Source organism: Bosea vestrisii (genome assembly GCF_030144325.1).
Lineage (GTDB): Bacteria > Pseudomonadota > Alphaproteobacteria > Rhizobiales > Beijerinckiaceae > Allobosea > Allobosea vestrisii_A.
Window position 1 is genome coordinate 1637857 of sequence record NZ_CP126307.1, and the last position, 15034, is coordinate 1652890.

A 15034-nucleotide genomic window follows, 5' to 3' on the forward strand; every position below is an offset into this window, starting at 1 on the left:
GCGCAAAGTCATCGCGGGCGCGCACCCGATCCCGGAGCGCGCCCGCAGGTTTCTGCGAGCGGGGTCGCCTAGTTGGACAGGCGGCCGGTGTCCGGCCGGTCGAGCTCGAGCGTCCGGGTCTCCGGAATGAGCAGGCCGGTGATCAGGGTGATCCCGGAAACCACCATTAGGTAGACCAGGAACAGCCGGTGCTCGCCCACTTGCGAGAGATAAGTGTTCACATAGGGGGCGGTGCCGCCGAAGATCGCGGTCGCGAGCGAGAGCGGTCCGCTCACCCCGGTCGCCCTGACTTCGGTCGGGAAGACCTCGGCCCAGACCGCGGTGTTGACGCCGAACAGGCAGGCCAGGATCAGCAGGGCTGAGATCATCGCCGTCAGCAGGCCGGAGAAGCTGTTGGTGATCAGAGCGTCGAGCTGGAAGGTCGCGGCGATGAAGCCGACCCCGAACAGGATGATGAAGATGCGCCGCCCGAAGCGGTCAGCGAGCCAGCCCACGATCGGGATCGCGATGAAGAAAACGGCCTGCGCGATCAGGCTCGCTGTCAGTGCCGATCGGGCATCGAGGCCGCGATTGATCTGCGCGAAGGTCGGGCTGTAGATCAGCCATGTGTAGAACATGATCGAGCCGCCGGCCGAGAGTCCGAAGACGACGGCAACGCCGCGCCAGTTCCGGACGAGGGGCCGGAGCCCGGTCTCGGTGCCGGAGCGCTTTGCCTTCACCTTCTCGAAGCTGTCGGTCTCGGTGAGTTTGCGCCTGAGATAGAGCCCGTAGAGGCCGAGCAAGCCACCGAGCGCGAACGGAATGCGCCAGCCCCAGCTTTCCAGCGCCGGGCGGTCGAGATTGGCGTTGAGCAGGAGGCCGGTGACGGTCGCGATCATGGTGCCGAGCACGACGCTCATCCAGGAGGTGCTGCCATAGAGGGCGCGCCGATGCCGCGGCGCACGCTCGACGAGATAGGTGACGGATGTGCCCATCTCGCCGCCATGGGCGATGCCCTGGGCGAGCCGTGCCACGAGCAGGATGACGGAGGCGGCAAGCCCGACGGTCGTGAAGGTCGGCGCGCAGGCGATGACGAGACTACCGCCGGCGGTGATGAACATCGCCAGCGTCAGGCTCTTCTTGCGTCCGACGCGGTCGGCATAGAGCCCGAACAGGAAGCCCCCGAGCGGGCGGGTCAGGAACCCGGCAGCGAAGACGGCGAGAGCCGCGAGCAGCGCCGCCGACTTGTCGGCCGACGGAAAGAACTGGAGCGCAAAATAGGGCGCGAAGATCGTGTAGATCGCCCAATCGAACCATTCGAGCGTGTTGCCGAAATTGACGGCGATGAGATCCTTCATCCGCCGGGACACGGCAGGACGAAGCTCGCCTGCTGCAGCGATTTCAGACATGATGACCCCCCTCTTTTATTGATGTTTGTTCTTGTCCGGACGAGACGTTCCGCGCCGTGCGTCAGCGGCTGGCGGCACGACCTTCAAGGCCGAAGCGGGCGTCGGCATCGGCCCCCGGCACGCGCATTTCGAAGGTTTCCTTCACCACCGCGTAGTCAAAATAGCCGAGGCGAGCGATCGGCTTGATCGCTGCGATATCGAGCTTGCCATCAGCCGTGATGAACCTGTCGTCGATATGGATCGTCTCGACCTGGGCGAAGACGATATCGATCGTGCCGACGGCTGAATTACCCTTCATCCGGTGCGTGCTGAGATATCGGCACTCGAACTTGACCGGGCTTTCCTTGACCATCGGGATGCGCGCATTGTCCGCATACTCCCGGGTCACGCTCAGGCGATCGAATTCGCTTTCATGCGGGGGCAGCGCCATCGCACTCAGATTGACCGCCTCGCGCAGATCGTAGGTCGCCATGTTCCAGACGAACCAGCCGGTTTCCTCGGCGTTGAGCACCGTGTCCTTACGCCGGCCGTCCGGATACTGGTTCGCCGAGAACATCACCATCGGCGGGTCGAAGGTCAGGTTCTGCCATTGGCTGTAGGGCGCGATGTTCTCGGCGCCCGCGGCGCTCACGCTCGACAACCAGCCGATCGGCCGCGGCACGGTGCAACTCTTGAACGGCGAATACGGCAGCGGGCTTTCCTCGGTCTGGGGCGAATACTTCATGGTGCATCCCGCTGCGTGAGTGGCATTCAAACAATATCTTACCGATATATCGGATGAATGGCGGTTTGGAAAGCCCGTGAATTCGGCTATCGACATTCTCGGGATTCGCCGCGCCTGACCGGGCCCGGCCATCGCTCTGGAAAGGCCGGATGAATCAGTCGGAGCAGGCGCTCGGCGCCCTCGAGCGCCTGATCGAGCAAGGCGCCCTCAAGCCGGGCTCCATGGTGTCCGAACGCGGCTTGATGGAGCTGACCGGGCTCGGCCGGACGCCGGTGCGCGAGGCGATCCAGCGCCTCGCCCTCAATCACATGCTGCGGATCCACCCCAACAAGGGCATCGAGATTCCAGCGATCTCCGTCGAGGACCAGCTCAGCGGACTGGAAGTCCGTCGCGCCGTCGAGGTTCTGGCGGTCGAGCTCGCTTGCAGCCGGGGTTCGGCGAAGGACATCCGGGAGATCGAGGCGTTGTCGGTAGCGCTGGATGGCCAGTTCGATCTTCGCGACTATTCGCAGACTGTTCGCCAGACGCACGCGCTGATCATTCAGGCTGCTCACAACCCTTATCTGGAAGCCGTGATGGTTCCGCTGCAGACCCTCTCCCGGCGTTTCTGGGTCATGCATGTGCGGGACGAGCAACAGGAGATCGCGCACGGAAAGCTGCTGCACCAGGCCATCCTGCGGGCGATCGCCGCGAGGGACATGTCCGGAGCCAGCGCGGCCTCGTTGGCGCTCAACAGCTATCTCGTGGAATTCGCCTTGTCCGTGGTCGCGCGGATGGCCGTATCGCGCGGTTGACCGCGCCCCCGCCGGCAGCAATGAGCCTGCGATCGGCTCATCGCCGCTCCCACCCTGGCCGTCCGGTCGATGCCCTATCACTCATGCCCGGCAAAGTTGCGTTGACAAATGCAGGGCAAACCCCCATTTATGGCGCTCGATCTAGGCCGAACGAATTGGCCCGCGCAGCTTCTGCGCACCGCTGACGACCTTCCTGCTCAAATCGAAAACACGCATGGCATGCTGCTGTGCGTGAACTACCGCTCGCAAGAAGGAATATGATTATGGCCAGTGGCACAGTGAAATGGTTCAACGGGACCAAGGGTTTCGGCTTCATCCAGCCGGATGATGGCGGCCAGGACGTGTTCGTCCACATCAGCGCTGTCGAGCGCGCCGGCATGCGCGATCTCCGCGACGGTCAGAAGATCTCGTACGAGCTCGTCCAGGACAAGCGCTCGGGCAAGATGTCGGCCGACAACCTGCGCGCCGAGTGAGCTGACGCGCTGTCCAGCATAAGAGATCAGGGGCAGGCGACCGCGGATGTACCGGCGCCAGACCCGCTCCGCGCAGGATAGCTGAGGAAGGGTCGGGATCAGCCCGGCCCTTTTTTGTTTCGAAGAGACGTTTACACGAGGAAGTCCGAATGCAGGTTCTCGTCCGCGACAACAATGTCGAACAGGCGTTGCGCGTCCTGAAGAAGAAGATGCAACGCGAGGGCGTGTTTCGCGAGATGAAGCGGCGTTCTGCCTATGAGAAGCCGTCCGAGAAGCGCGTCCGCGAGAAGGCCGATGCCATCCGGCGCGCCCGCAAGCTTGCCCGCAAGCAGGCGCAGCGCGAGGGCTTGCTCCCCGCTCCCAAGCCGAAGCCGCGTCCGGCCCGGCCGCCGCGCCCGGCCGTCGCCTGATCCAGGTCAGAGGAGCCGCAGCCATGGCAACCAAGGGACTCTCCGCCGAGGAAGCCAAGCTTCGGGCGGAACGGAACTTCGCCAAGGTCGAGAAGCGGCGGGAAGAAGCGGAGAGCGCGCTCGAAGCGGTGCGCGCCGAACAGCGCGCTGTAGCCGAGAAGACTGTAAGGCTGCGCGCGCTCCGACTCGCCAAGGAGGCTGCCGATGCCGCAACCGCGGCGCTGGCTCCAAGCGAACCGGCAAAGAAGCCCAGGGCTCGGCGAGCAAAGTAGCCCTCTCCTAGCGACCGCACGGGTCGCCACAGCAACGCCCCGGCGCCTCTCGATGCCCGCGACATAGGCGCGTAGCGTCCAGCATGTCATCGACGCGCCCACCCTTTCGTGCGCTTGCGCCAGCCGCTGTCGCGCCCTTCAGCGCAGCTTGCGCTCCGCGATCCAGATGCCGCCCAGCACCAGAGCCAGCGCCAACCCGTGATAGGTCGCGAGCTGCTCGCCGAGAATCGCCACCGCGAGCAAGGGTGCGAACACCGGCACGAGGTTGACGAAGACGCCCGCTCGGCCAGGGCCGATCAGTTCGATCGCCCGCATGAAGAAGAGCTGCGACAGGATCGAGGGGCCGATCACGACATAGATCAGAATCAGCCAGCCCTTCAGCGTCGGCCAATTGGCCCGGCCGGTCGCGATTTCGACGCCGAGCAGCGGCAGCGAGACCAGGCAGGCGACGATCGCCATCGCAGTGAAGAAGATCAGCCCGGGCATCGGCGGCCGCGTGCGGATGCCGACGGTGTAGCCGGCATAGAACACGCAGGCGATGATCATCCACACATCGCCCGGCACGAAGCTGAGCTGAAGCAGGATGTGCCAGTCGCCGCGGCTCGCCGTGACCAACACGCCGAGGATGGTGACGGCGACGCCGAGCGCCTGCAGGCCGCCGATCGGCGTGCGGAAGGCGAGGAAGGCGCCCAGCAGCACGAAGACCGGGATAGAGCCTTGCAGAATGCCGATATTGATCGCCGTGGTGGAATAGGCGGCGATGTACATCAGCGTGTTGAAGGCGGTGAAGCCGAAGGCGCCGAGCAGCGTCACCTTGAGCCAGTTCGCCCTCAGCACCGGCCAGTATTCGCGCAGGCCTTGACGGAACATGTAGGGCATGACCGCGCAGACGAAGACCCAGCGCAGCGCGGTCAGCGTCATCGGCGCGATCTCGCCAACGGCGAGCCGGCTGGCGACGGCGTTGCCGGCCCACATCAGAGTCGTCAGCGTCAGCAGGACATAGGCATTTGCCCAGACGCGCTGAGAAAGGGAGGCGGCAGGCTGCAAGATGCATGATCCTCATGTCTGCGAAGCGCTTGCATAGCCTTGCCGGCCGCGCTTTTCCTATGAGAGGAGGCGCAATGCAGCCCGTCGCCGCACGCAAACGTGCCGAGGAAGCCATGAACATGTTCAGTCGCAAGCCGCTGCGTGTCCTCGTCGTCGACGGCTACAAGCGTGAGCAGCGCGAGGAGTATATTCGCGACGCCGGCGCGACCCCGTCGGAAGCCTATGCCGCAGAGTTGCGCCGGATCGAGCCGGCGCTGGTGACGGATATCTGCCTGCCGGCCGACGAAGGCGCCAACCTGCCCGACGGCTCCGGCCTCGCCTCCTATGACGGCATCGCTCTGACCGGCTCCTCGCTCCACATCCACAGCCCGGAGCCGGCGGTGACGCGCCAGATCGAGCTGATGCGGGCGATCTACAAGAGCGGCACGCCCTGCTTCGGCTCGTGCTGGGGCATCCAGATCGGTGCTGTCGCAGCGGGCGGGGCGGTTGCGCTGAACCCGAACGGGCTCGAAATCGGCTTTGCCCGCCGGATCAGCCTGACCGAAGCCGGCGCGCAGCACCCGCTGCTCGCCGGCCGGCCTGCCGCCTTCGACGCACCGGCGATCCATTTCGACAGCATCGTCGCCCCGCCGACCGACGCGACCATCCTCGCCTCGAACGCGATGAGCCCGATCCAGGCCGCCGAGTTCCGCCAGGATGGCGGCAGCTTCTGGGGCGTACAGTACCACCCGGAGTTCTCGCTGCGCCTTGTCGCCACGATCCTGCGGCGGCACAGCCGGATCCTGATCGAGCAGGGCTTCCCGCAAGGATGAGGCCGACACGAATGCCTGGCTTGCCGATCTCGACGCGCTCGACGCTGATCCCGCCCGCCGCGACCTGGCCTGGGCGCACGGCCTCGACGAGGAGGTACTCGATCCCGTCAAGCGCGTGACCGAGCTCAGGAATTTCCTCGAGATGCGGGTGAAGCCGCAGGCCAGCGTGCGCGGGCGGGCGTGAGACCGTCATGCTCGTCCTTCTGGCGAGCATCCACGCCTTGAAACACTGCATTGCAGGAGGAAAGACGTGGATGGTCGGGACAAGCCCGACCATGACGGAAATCGCGGTGTCTGGAATGACAGGGCTACGCCGCCTCGGCCACCTTGTTCACCGCCGCCTCGAACACCTTGCCGCCGAGCGCACGCGCCGTATCGAGATGGTCGGACATCTCCGGCACCGGCACCAGGAACTCCGAGGTCACGACCGGCGCGCCGCAATAGCCGAAGATGCCGTGGTCGATCTGCGTCTTCATCGCCCCGTAATAGCCGTGGCGGGCGAAGGTGCGCATGTCCGCGCCGGCGAGCGCGACGAGATGGACCGGCAGGTGCTCGAGCTTCTTGATCGTCTTCATCTCCTCGAGCTCCTCATAGGCCCAGCCATTGGCGAAGACCCGGTCGATCCAGCCCTTCAGCAGTGCTGGCATCGACCACCAGTAGATCGGGTAGACCAGCACCAGCGCATCGGCCCGGTCGACCCTGGCCTGCTCGAAGGCGATGTCGGCGGGCTGGGCGATCTCGCGGCGATGGACGGCAAGATCGTTCAGCGAGAAGCGTGGATCGAAGCCTTCCCTGGCGAGATCGGCGATCTCAACGCTGTGGCCGGCGCCTGAAACGCCGTCGGCCAGCGCCTGCGCCACGGCATGGCTGAGCGAGGCGGGATCGGGATGAGCGACGACGATAAGGGCATGCATGCGATGTCTCCTGGGTTGATTGCGATCGGCGTGCAATCGCTATATACTTATTGTAAGTTACTTTTGGTATATAAGACATGTCAAGTCTCGAAACCGAACGGCCGCGCCGTCAGCGCCTGACGCGCGAGGATCGCCAGCGCCAGCTCATCGAGACCGCCTGGCGGATCGTCGGCGAGGAAGGCACCGACGCCTTGACGCTCGGCCGCCTCGCCGAGCGGGCCGGCGTCACCAAGCCGGTGGTCTACAGCCACTTTTCCACCCGCAGCGGATTGCTGATCGCGCTCTATCGCGACTTCGACTTGCGGGAATACGCGATCATGGATGCGGCGCTCGAAGGCAGCGAGGCAAGCCTTGCCGGTAAGGCCGGGGCGATCGCTTCGTCCTATGTCGATTGCGTGCTGACCCAGGGGCGCGAGATCCCGGGCGTCGTGGCGGCCCTGGCGGGTTCGCCCGAGCTCGCTGCGGTCAAGCGCGACTGCGACGTGATCTTCCTCGAGCGCTGCCGGGCCCTGCTCGCACCCTTCGCCGAGGGCAGGACAATCCCGACTGCGGGCTTACGCGCCATGCTCGGCGCCGCCGAGGCGTTGTCGCATGCTGCCGCGACCGGCGAGGTCGGCGCCGAGGAGGCGAAGCGGGAGCTGTTCGAGACGATCACCGCCATGGTCGCGCGCAGCGCAAAGGGCTAGCTCGGCACCCGCCGGCCCTGTAAGTCCGCGGCAACTCCAGTCTCTCAGCGCCCCGGACACCATGATTCGCCTCGAAAGCATCAGCAAGCAGAACGGCCAGCAGATCATCTTCATCGAAGCCTCGGCGGCGCTGCAGAAGGGCGAGAAGGTCGGCCTCGTCGGCCCCAACGGCGCCGGCAAGACCACTTTATTCCGGCTGATCACCGGCGAGGAAGCTCCGGATGAGGGCCAGGTCTCGGTCGATCGTGGCATCACCATCGGCTATTTCAGCCAGGATGTCGGCGACATGGCCGGCCGCAGCGCCGTGGCCGAGGTCATGGATGGCATCGGCCCGGTCAGCGCCATCGCCGCCGAGCTGAAGGAGCTCGAGGTCGCGCTGGGCGATCCCGATCGCGCCGACGAGATGGATGATCTGATCACCCGCTATGGCGAGGTGCAGGGGCGCTTCGAGGAGCTCGACGGCTATGCGCTCGACGGTCGCGCCCGCGAGGTGCTGGGCGGCCTCGGCTTCAGCCAGGAGATGATGGAGGGTGATGTCGGCGCGCTCTCCGGCGGCTGGAAGATGCGCGTGGCACTTGCCCGCATCCTCTTGATGCGGCCCGACGCCATGCTGCTCGACGAGCCGAGCAACCATCTCGACCTCGAAAGCCTGATCTGGCTGGAAAGCTTCCTCAAAGGCTATGACGGCGCCCTGCTGATGACCTCGCACGATCGCGAGTTCATGAACCGCATCGTCGGCAAGATCGTCGAGATCGATGGCGGCACGCTGACCAGCTATTCCGGCGACTACGAGTTCTATCAGCAGCAGCGGGCGCTGGCCGAGAAGCAGCAGCAGGCGCAGTTCGAGCGCCAGCAGGCGATGCTCGCCAAGGAGGTCGCCTTCATCGAGCGCTTCAAGGCCCGCGCCTCACATGCGGCGCAGGTCCAGAGCCGTGTCAAGAAGCTCGACAAGATCGAGCGCGTCGAGCCGCCCAAGCGCCGCCAGACCGTGCAGTTCGAGTTCCAGCCGGCGCCGCGCTCGGGCGAGGATGTCGCCACCCTCAAGAATGTGCATGTCCGCTATGGCAGCAAGACGATCTATGAGGGGCTCGACTTTCAGGTCCGCCGCAAGGAGCGCTGGTGCGTGATGGGCGTCAACGGCGCCGGCAAGTCGACCCTGCTCAAGTTGATCGCCGGCGCCACGCAGCCGAACGAAGGCACGGTCGTTGTCGGCGGCACCGTCAAGATGGGCTATTTCGCCCAGCACGCCATGGAGCTGCTCGACGGCGACGAAACCGTCTTCCAATCGCTCGAAGGCTCGTTCCCCCAGGCCGGGCAAGGCTCGCTGCGCGCGCTCGCCGGCTGCTTCGGCTTCTCCGGCGACGATGTCGAGAAGCGCTGCCGCTTCCTGTCCGGCGGCGAGAAGGCGCGGCTGGTCATGGCCAAGATGCTCTACGACCCGCCGAACTTCCTCGTGCTCGACGAGCCGACCAACCACTTGGACATCGCCACCAAGGAAATGCTGATCACGGCGCTCGCGCAATATGAGGGCACCATGCTGTTCGTCAGCCATGACCGCCATTTCCTGGCGGCGCTCTCCAACCGGGTGCTCGAGCTGACGCCGGACGGCGTCCACAATTACGGCGGCGGCTACACCGAATACGTCGCCAGCACCGGCCAGGAGGCGCCGGGCTTGCGGAGCTGAACTGGAGGCGCCGTCTGCTGACCGAGCCACGCGTCATCTGCGCGGACATCGCTTACAAATGGACCGAATTCGCTGGCTAAACTACTGGCATGCGGACTGCCCACCACCATCTTGTTGGCGTCATCGCTTCGTGCAAGTCTAGTCATCATTCTTCTGAAGATGCGTACTTTGCCTTTCGTAGGGACAGGCCGCCCGACCGGGTAGCCTCGACTTGGCTCCGGATGGAGATGGCAGATGGCCGGCGATCTCGATTTGCTGATCGGAACCTGGACGGTCCGGGTCAAGAGCTGGGTCTGGGAGTATGATTTCCGCAGCGATGGTGGCGTGACCTGGCGCGATCTCGGCAGTATGGAAAGCGGCGTCGGCAATTGGGCCGCCACCTCCAAGCTGGTCAACATGTGGTGGAAGGGCTCGACCACCCGCGAAAGCTGGCAAAGGCCGCTGACGACCGGCAACGACCACACCTGGTACGAGGCACCCTATTATCGCGGCAAGTACCGGATCGAGAAAACCGGCTACATCGCTCCGTCGCCGAGCCCGCCATCGGGACCGACCGATGCGAACCTGATCGACAAAGCCTGGGAGGCAAGCCGCTCTTCACTCCGCTTCGCGCTGAACCGGCTGAAGCTGCTGCAGCGGCAGATCAAGTATTTCGAGGATTCGGGTGGCAGCGAGGATGCCTTCAACGAATTGCGCCGGAACTATCGGCGCGACATGGCTGTGATCTCGCGCAAGCTCCTGGTGCCGTTGAATCCGATGGATCCGGCTTTCCGCAGCGCATTGGCGAGCACCATCCGCCTGTTCGAGCAGAACCTGGCTTTGCCCAAATCGCTCAAGGCGGCGCGCGACGGCGGCAAATGCGCCCGTTCCCCGCAGCCTTGGGCCGCGGCGAACGGCGGCACCAATCCACCGGACATCGATCTCTGCACCATCTGGTTCAACGCCAGTGCTGATCTCCAGCGCGATGTCGTGACCCATGAATATTTCCACATCATCGGCGTCGACGATATCGAGGGGGTGGATACGACGGCCAAAGCGCTCAACAACGCCAACACGCTGGCGCAGATCGTAGCTTACCTGCACGACCGGGCCCGGCAGAAGAATTCCGACGGCTTCGAGCCGATGGTCCCAGCGCTGCCTACGCCGTGAAGGCTCGAATTAGCACCTGACGTAGCGAAAACCGCGCTGGCAGCGGCAAGGGGCAGCCATCGTCGCCGGGCGGTGATTGCGCCCTCGCGGCGCCTTTCCACCTTCCGGCCCAATTCCGCCCTCGCCGCGCCGAAATCCACCGGGCAAATCGCGGCTGCTTTGATTTGTCGGGGGACACCATGATGAAGACCGGACTGGCCGCAGCCTTGATTTTCGCGCCGAGCCTCGCTGGCGCGGCCGAGATCGAATTCGCCTCGAAGATCGATCGCGTCACCGTCTATCCGGATGGTGCGGTGGTGACGCGTCTCGGCAAGGCCGCACTGCTGCAAGGCGCCTCCCAGATCGTGCTGCGTGGCCTGCCCGCCAGCATCGACCCGGCCTCGATCCGGGTCGAGGCGCAGGGCGACGGCGCCTTCTCGATCGGCGCGGTCGATGTCCGCCAGGTTCCGGGCGAAGCCCGCCCTGCCCTCGACCAGGTCCTCGAGGGCAAGATCCGGACTCTTCAGGGCGAGAAGGCCAAGCTCACCGGCGAGATCAGCGCGATCGAGGCCAAGCGCGCCACCATCGAAAACTTTGGCAAGGTCGGCCCGGACAGGCTCGGCGAAGGCGGCAAGGTCCTCCCCGTGAGCGACTGGCCGGCCGTGTTCGACGCGATCGGCACCGCGCTGGTCAAGGTCCAGGGCGAACTGCTCGGCTTGCGCAACCGCATTTCCGATCTCGACGCCGAGATCGCCGCGCTGGAGAAGGCACGGCCATTGGCGCCGCGCGCCAGCCAGCCCAAGCGCGACGTCGCCATCGCCGTCGAGGCCAAGGCGCCGGTCGCAGCCGATATCTCCGTCAGCTACCGCGTCTCCGGCGCCAGCTGGTTGCCGGTCTACGAGGCGAGGCTGACCACCGGCAGTGCCAATGACGCCGCCGAGATCGCCTTCACCCGCCGCGCCGACCTGCGCCAGCGCACCGGCGAAGACTGGAGCGAGGTCGCGGTCGAGCTCTCAACGACACGCTCGGCCCAAGGCACCCGCGCTCCGGACCTCAACCCGCTGCGCATCGCCTTCTACGAGCCGCCGGTGGTCTATGAGGAGCGCCTCCGCCGCAGCGCCCCCGCGACGGCGCGACCGGCAGCGCCTCTGGGCGCCGCGCCGGACGTCGATGCGGTCGTCGCCCCCGCCCCCAAGGAAGCCGAACAGCAGCGCGCCGAGGTCCAGACCGCGACCGTGACGGCCGGGGCCTATCAGGCGAGCTTCAAGGTGCCGGGCCGAGTCAGCATCCCGCAGGACGGCTCCAGCAAGGCGGTGGTGCTGACGCAAGCCAAGGTCAAGCCGGAGCTCTCCGCCCGCGCCACGCCGGAGCTCGAGGAGAAGGCCTATCTCGAGGCCAGCTTCAGCCACGAGGACGAGGCGCCACTGCTCGCCGGCGAGGTCTTTCTCCACCGCGACGGCGCCTATATCGGCAAGGGCCGCCTCGGACAGGTCGCGCCCGGCGACAAGGTCGAGCTCGGTTTCGGCGCCGACGATCGCCTCAAGGTGACGCGCGTGCCCGTGCGCCGGCGCGAGAACGATTCCGGCTGGCTCGGCTCGACGCGCACCGACCAGCGCGAGTTCAGGACGGTGGTGAAGAGTCTGCACGCCCAGCCGGTGAAGCTCACCGTGATCGAGCGCGTGCCGTTCTCGGAGAACAGCGCGATCACGGTCGAGCTCCTGTCGCAGAGCACGCCGCCGACCGAGAAGCAGGTCGGCGACAAGCGCGGCGTCTCGGCCTGGAGCTTCGAGCTCGCGCCGGGCGCGCAGAAGGAAATCCGCCTCGCCTACCGGATCAAGTATCCCGGCGACCGCGAAGTGATCTTCGATCAGACGCGGCGGTAGCTCCCGTCATTGCGAGCGTAAGTGAAGCAATCCAGGGGACGTAGAGCTCTGCTGCCCTGGATTGCTTCGTCGCTGCGGCTCCTCGCAATGACGGGTTAGCCCGTTCCCGACACCCTACTCGGCCGCTATCGCCTGCCAGCCCTGGCCGAGCTCCTGATCGACCAGGCCGACCCAGTAGCGCACGCCCGCCGGGATGATCTCGTCGTTGAAGTCGTAGAGCGGGGTGTGCAGCCCCTTGAACGAGCCGTCCGCCTCGACGCCGTTGCCGATGCGCATGAAGGCGCCGGGGCAGACCAGCATCATCTCGGCGAAATCCTCACCGCCCGTGCCGCGCCGCATCTCGCCATCGACATGCGCAGGCCCGGCGGCGGCGGACGCCGCCGCGACAGCGACCTTCACCTGCTCGGCTGCGTTCACCAGCGGGCTGGTGCCGCGATGATAGTGAGCTTCGGCTTCGCAACCCCAGGCCTGCGCCGTCGCCGTCGCCAGCTCGGCTATGCGCCGCTCGATCAGATCGCGCACTTCCTTCGAATAGGTGCGCGCCGTGCCGCCGATGACGAGTTCGGAGGGGATGACGTTCGACGCGTTCACGTCGCCGCCATGGATGAAGCCGACGCTGATCACGGCCGTGTCGAGCGGCGCGACATTGCGCCCGACGATGCCCTGCAGCCCGAGCACGAAATGCGCCTGCGCATAGGTGATGTCGGTCGAGCGATGCGGCTGCGAGCCGCCATGACCGCCGACGCCATGGAAGGTCACTCGCCAAGAGTCGGCCGACGCCAGGAAGGGACCGACCGCCGTACCGAAATGCGAGGCGGGCACGCCGGGCGTATTGTGCAGACCGTAGATCGCGTCGCAGGGGAAGCGCTCGAACAGCCCGTCGGCGAGCATGGCATTGGCGCCGCCACGGCCTTCCTCGGCCGGCTGGAAGATCAGGTTGACCGTGCCGCCGAAATCCCGGTTCTCGGCGAGATAGCGGGCCGCGGCGAGGAGCATGGTGGTGTGGCCGTCATGGCCGCAGGCATGCATGCGGCCTGGGAACTTCGAGGCATGCGGCAGCTCCGTCAGCTCCTCCAGCGCAAGACAGTCCATGTCGGCGCGCAGGCCGATGGCGCGCTGGCCGGGCCCATTGCCGCGGATCACGCCGACGACGCCGGTCTGGCCGATGCCTTCCGTGACCTCGACGCCCCATTCGCGCAGCTTGTCGGCGACCAGCTTGGCGGTGCGGTATTCCTCGAGGCCGAGCTCGGGATGGGCGTGGATGTCACGGCGGATCGCCGTGAATTCGGCGTGGTGCGCGCCGAGCCAGTCGTCGAGCTTCGTCATGATTGTCGTTTCCCAGCCTGCGGCGTTCTTTTGCAAGCACGGCTCATGCCAGTGCCGTTCGCCGCCTCTTCAATCTCATACGGCGGATCGCGGCCAACTCATTCTGCGAACACGGCAAAACAGCCATGCTCCAGGAGACTGACGGCAGATCGGGGGTGATGAGCATGGGCCGAGGTAAAGCCGTTCAGCCCGCCATCGCGACTTCGGCGCCGCGGCCGAGATCGGCCATCCACTGGCGATAGCGCGGCTGCGCCTCGAGCTGATGGGCGTAGTGCCGGCGGAGTGCGTCAGTGAGCCGGCCGCCGCGCTTCAATTGCGCATCGGCGAAGCCGATCATCACCGAGTTCGGCCAGGCCTGCGGCCGGATATCGCGCAGGCGCGCGAACAGCGCATCCTCGCTCTCGTCGGCATGAACCTGCGCCATCAAGGACAGCATCGCCGCCGTCGAACGCGAGATGCCCATATGGCAATGGACGAGCAGATGCCCCTCCTGCCGCTTCAGCGCCGTCTCACGCAAGCTGGCGCCGAAGTCGAGGATCTCGGCGACATGTGCTTCCGTCGGATGCACGCGGCCTTCCTGCGGCGTGATGATGTCGTGGAAGCGCAGCGTCACGCGCTCATGGGCGTTATAGGCCGCAAAGGACTCGATCTCCGGCAGGTCTGGATCGAGCAGTGACAGGACATGGCTGACCTTGCGTGCGCTCTGCGCCGGCAGCTCCTCGATCCCGCAGATGGTGAGGATGGAAATGGCGATCGGCTGCATCAGCTTGGGTCCCGCAGGGTTGATGGCGCCGGGTTAATCCTCCCGCTGCGCGCCGGCAACGGCCATTCCCGCAGGGCTGCCCTGCCCGTCAGCGTCTGGCCTCGTAGCGCAACCACTGGATGCCCTCGCCCAGGGTCTTGGCCCCGGCGAGCACGAGATTGCTGCGCACACCAGCGGCGAAGAGCCGCCCGCCGGCGCCGAGCGCGACCGGATAGACCATCAGGTTGTAGGCATCGACCAGCCCGGCGCGCTGCAGGCCGTGGACGAGCTTCAGGCTGCCATAGACCAGGATGTCGCCGCCGCGCCCTTGCTTCAGCGCAGCGATGGCAGCGAGCGCGTCGCCTGCGAGGATCGAGGTGCCCTGCCACTCGGCCTTCGCCAGCGTCGTCGAGGCGACATGCTTTGGCAGCGCGTTGATCTGGTCGGCGAAGGGGCTGTCGGCGACGTGCGGCCAGACCGCGGCGAAAGCGTCATAGGTCCGGCGGCCGAGCAGCAGCGAATCCGCGGCGTCGAGCTCTTCCTGCTTCAGCCGCTCGCCTTCCGGCCCGCGCGAGAACGGTCCGGTCCAGTCGCCGAGGCCGGAGTTCTCCATGCCGACCGGGTCCTCGATGACACCGTCGAGCGAGATGTACTGGGTGACGACGAGCTTGCGCATGCTGCTTCTCCGATGATCCGCCGAGCAGCACTGCGCTGCCCCTCTGCCCAGGCGTCGAAGGAGAAACGGCGGAAT

16 protein-coding genes are annotated in these 15034 nt (G+C 66.0%); 9 read left to right on the forward strand and 7 right to left on the reverse strand.

Annotated features, from left to right (window positions below):
* Positions 1–68: 68 nt before the first annotated feature.
* Complete coding sequence (locus QO058_RS08135; protein ID WP_284171528.1) at positions 69–1388, reverse strand: MFS transporter; 1320 nt, start codon at positions 1386–1388, stop codon at positions 69–71.
* Positions 1389–1449: 61 nt separating this feature from the next.
* On the reverse strand, positions 1450–2244 hold the full coding sequence (locus QO058_RS08140) for a flavin reductase family protein (RefSeq protein WP_284171529.1): 795 nt from the start codon (positions 2242–2244) through the stop codon (positions 1450–1452).
* Positions 2245–2261: 17 nt separating this feature from the next.
* On the opposite strand from QO058_RS08140, the gene QO058_RS08145 reads away from it, so the two are divergent.
* The 4 genes from QO058_RS08145 (at position 2262) to QO058_RS08160 (ending at position 4061) form a co-directional block, all read left to right on the forward strand.
* Positions 2262–2906 (forward strand): GntR family transcriptional regulator, encoded by a 645-nt coding sequence (locus QO058_RS08145; RefSeq protein WP_284171530.1) that lies wholly within the window; start codon positions 2262–2264, stop codon positions 2904–2906.
* A 263-nt stretch (positions 2907–3169) separates the two neighbouring features.
* Entirely contained in the window at positions 3170–3379 is a 210-nt protein-coding gene (locus QO058_RS08150; RefSeq protein WP_057191831.1) for a cold-shock protein, read from the forward strand.
* Positions 3380–3528: 149 nt separating this feature from the next.
* On the forward strand, positions 3529–3789 hold the full coding sequence (gene rpsU, locus QO058_RS08155; RefSeq protein ID WP_284171531.1) for a 30S ribosomal protein S21: 261 nt from the start codon (positions 3529–3531) through the stop codon (positions 3787–3789).
* A 23-nt stretch (positions 3790–3812) separates the two neighbouring features.
* Positions 3813–4061, forward strand: coding sequence for a hypothetical protein (locus QO058_RS08160; RefSeq protein WP_284171532.1), 249 nt, complete (start codon positions 3813–3815; stop codon positions 4059–4061).
* 138 nt (positions 4062–4199) lie between these two features.
* Here the strand turns inward: QO058_RS08160 and QO058_RS08165 are convergent, their stop codons facing one another.
* A complete protein-coding gene (locus QO058_RS08165) occupies positions 4200–5108 on the reverse strand; it encodes a DMT family transporter (RefSeq protein ID WP_284171533.1) in 909 nt (302 codons plus the stop codon).
* Positions 5109–5221: 113 nt separating this feature from the next.
* Here QO058_RS08165 and QO058_RS08170 point away from each other — a divergent pair, with 113 nt between their 5' ends.
* A complete protein-coding gene (locus QO058_RS08170) occupies positions 5222–5920 on the forward strand; it encodes a type 1 glutamine amidotransferase (RefSeq protein ID WP_347976115.1) in 699 nt (232 codons plus the stop codon).
* Between the two features lie 308 nt (positions 5921–6228).
* Here the strand turns inward: QO058_RS08170 and QO058_RS08175 are convergent, their stop codons facing one another.
* Entirely contained in the window at positions 6229–6834 is a 606-nt protein-coding gene (locus tag QO058_RS08175) for an NAD(P)H-dependent oxidoreductase (RefSeq protein ID WP_284171534.1), read from the reverse strand.
* Positions 6835–6911: 77 nt separating this feature from the next.
* Here QO058_RS08175 and QO058_RS08180 point away from each other — a divergent pair, with 77 nt between their 5' ends.
* From QO058_RS08180 to QO058_RS08195, 4 genes are all read left to right on the forward strand, one after another.
* Complete coding sequence (locus QO058_RS08180) at positions 6912–7520, forward strand: TetR/AcrR family transcriptional regulator (protein WP_284171535.1); 609 nt, start codon at positions 6912–6914, stop codon at positions 7518–7520.
* A 61-nt stretch (positions 7521–7581) separates the two neighbouring features.
* Positions 7582–9204, forward strand: a complete 1623-nt coding sequence (locus tag QO058_RS08185) for an ABC-F family ATP-binding cassette domain-containing protein (protein WP_284171536.1) — start codon at positions 7582–7584, stop codon at positions 9202–9204.
* Between the two features lie 234 nt (positions 9205–9438).
* The gene (locus QO058_RS08190) at positions 9439–10353 is read left to right on the forward strand and encodes a hypothetical protein (RefSeq protein WP_284171537.1); all 915 of its coding nucleotides are present in this window, start codon (positions 9439–9441) and stop codon (positions 10351–10353) included.
* A 182-nt stretch (positions 10354–10535) separates the two neighbouring features.
* The gene (locus QO058_RS08195; RefSeq protein WP_284171538.1) at positions 10536–12215 is read left to right on the forward strand and encodes a mucoidy inhibitor MuiA family protein; all 1680 of its coding nucleotides are present in this window, start codon (positions 10536–10538) and stop codon (positions 12213–12215) included.
* Between the two features lie 114 nt (positions 12216–12329).
* On the opposite strand, the gene QO058_RS08200 is transcribed toward QO058_RS08195, so the two are convergent.
* The 3 genes from QO058_RS08200 to QO058_RS08210 all read right to left on the reverse strand — a co-directional run bounded on the left by QO058_RS08200 (position 12330) and on the right by QO058_RS08210 (position 14959).
* Positions 12330–13541, reverse strand: coding sequence for a M20 aminoacylase family protein (locus QO058_RS08200; RefSeq protein WP_284171539.1), 1212 nt, complete (start codon positions 13539–13541; stop codon positions 12330–12332).
* 184 nt (positions 13542–13725) lie between these two features.
* Positions 13726–14304, reverse strand: a complete 579-nt coding sequence (locus tag QO058_RS08205; RefSeq protein WP_284171540.1) for a tyrosine phosphatase family protein — start codon at positions 14302–14304, stop codon at positions 13726–13728.
* A gap of 88 nt (positions 14305–14392) precedes the next feature.
* Entirely contained in the window at positions 14393–14959 is a 567-nt protein-coding gene (locus QO058_RS08210) for a dihydrofolate reductase family protein (protein WP_284171541.1), read from the reverse strand.
* Positions 14960–15034 lie beyond the last annotated feature (75 nt).

Coding starts and splice junctions, on each gene's coding strand:
- QO058_RS08150 (WP_057191831.1), top strand. CDS start 3,170: ATGGCCAGTGGCACAGTGAAATGGTTCAACGGGACCAAGGGTTTCGGC.
- QO058_RS08195 (WP_284171538.1), top strand. CDS start 10,536: ATGAAGACCGGACTGGCCGCAGCCTTGATTTTCGCGCCGAGCCTCGCT.
- QO058_RS08185 (WP_284171536.1), top strand. CDS start 7,582: ATGATTCGCCTCGAAAGCATCAGCAAGCAGAACGGCCAGCAGATCATC.
- QO058_RS08160 (WP_284171532.1), top strand. CDS start 3,813: ATGGCAACCAAGGGACTCTCCGCCGAGGAAGCCAAGCTTCGGGCGGAA.
- QO058_RS08170 (WP_347976115.1), top strand. CDS start 5,222: ATGAACATGTTCAGTCGCAAGCCGCTGCGTGTCCTCGTCGTCGACGGC.
- QO058_RS08180 (WP_284171535.1), top strand. CDS start 6,912: ATGTCAAGTCTCGAAACCGAACGGCCGCGCCGTCAGCGCCTGACGCGC.
- QO058_RS08140 (WP_284171529.1), bottom strand. CDS start 2,244: ATGGCCGGGCCCGGTCAGGCGCGGCGAATCCCGAGAATGTCGATAGCC.
- QO058_RS08135 (WP_284171528.1), bottom strand. CDS start 1,388: ATGTCTGAAATCGCTGCAGCAGGCGAGCTTCGTCCTGCCGTGTCCCGG.
- rpsU (WP_284171531.1), top strand. CDS start 3,529: ATGCAGGTTCTCGTCCGCGACAACAATGTCGAACAGGCGTTGCGCGTC.
- QO058_RS08210 (WP_284171541.1), bottom strand. CDS start 14,959: ATGCGCAAGCTCGTCGTCACCCAGTACATCTCGCTCGACGGTGTCATC.
- QO058_RS08190 (WP_284171537.1), top strand. CDS start 9,439: ATGGCCGGCGATCTCGATTTGCTGATCGGAACCTGGACGGTCCGGGTC.
- QO058_RS08200 (WP_284171539.1), bottom strand. CDS start 13,541: ATGACGAAGCTCGACGACTGGCTCGGCGCGCACCACGCCGAATTCACG.
- QO058_RS08205 (WP_284171540.1), bottom strand. CDS start 14,304: ATGCAGCCGATCGCCATTTCCATCCTCACCATCTGCGGGATCGAGGAG.
- QO058_RS08175 (WP_284171534.1), bottom strand. CDS start 6,834: ATGCATGCCCTTATCGTCGTCGCTCATCCCGATCCCGCCTCGCTCAGC.
- QO058_RS08145 (WP_284171530.1), top strand. CDS start 2,262: ATGAATCAGTCGGAGCAGGCGCTCGGCGCCCTCGAGCGCCTGATCGAG.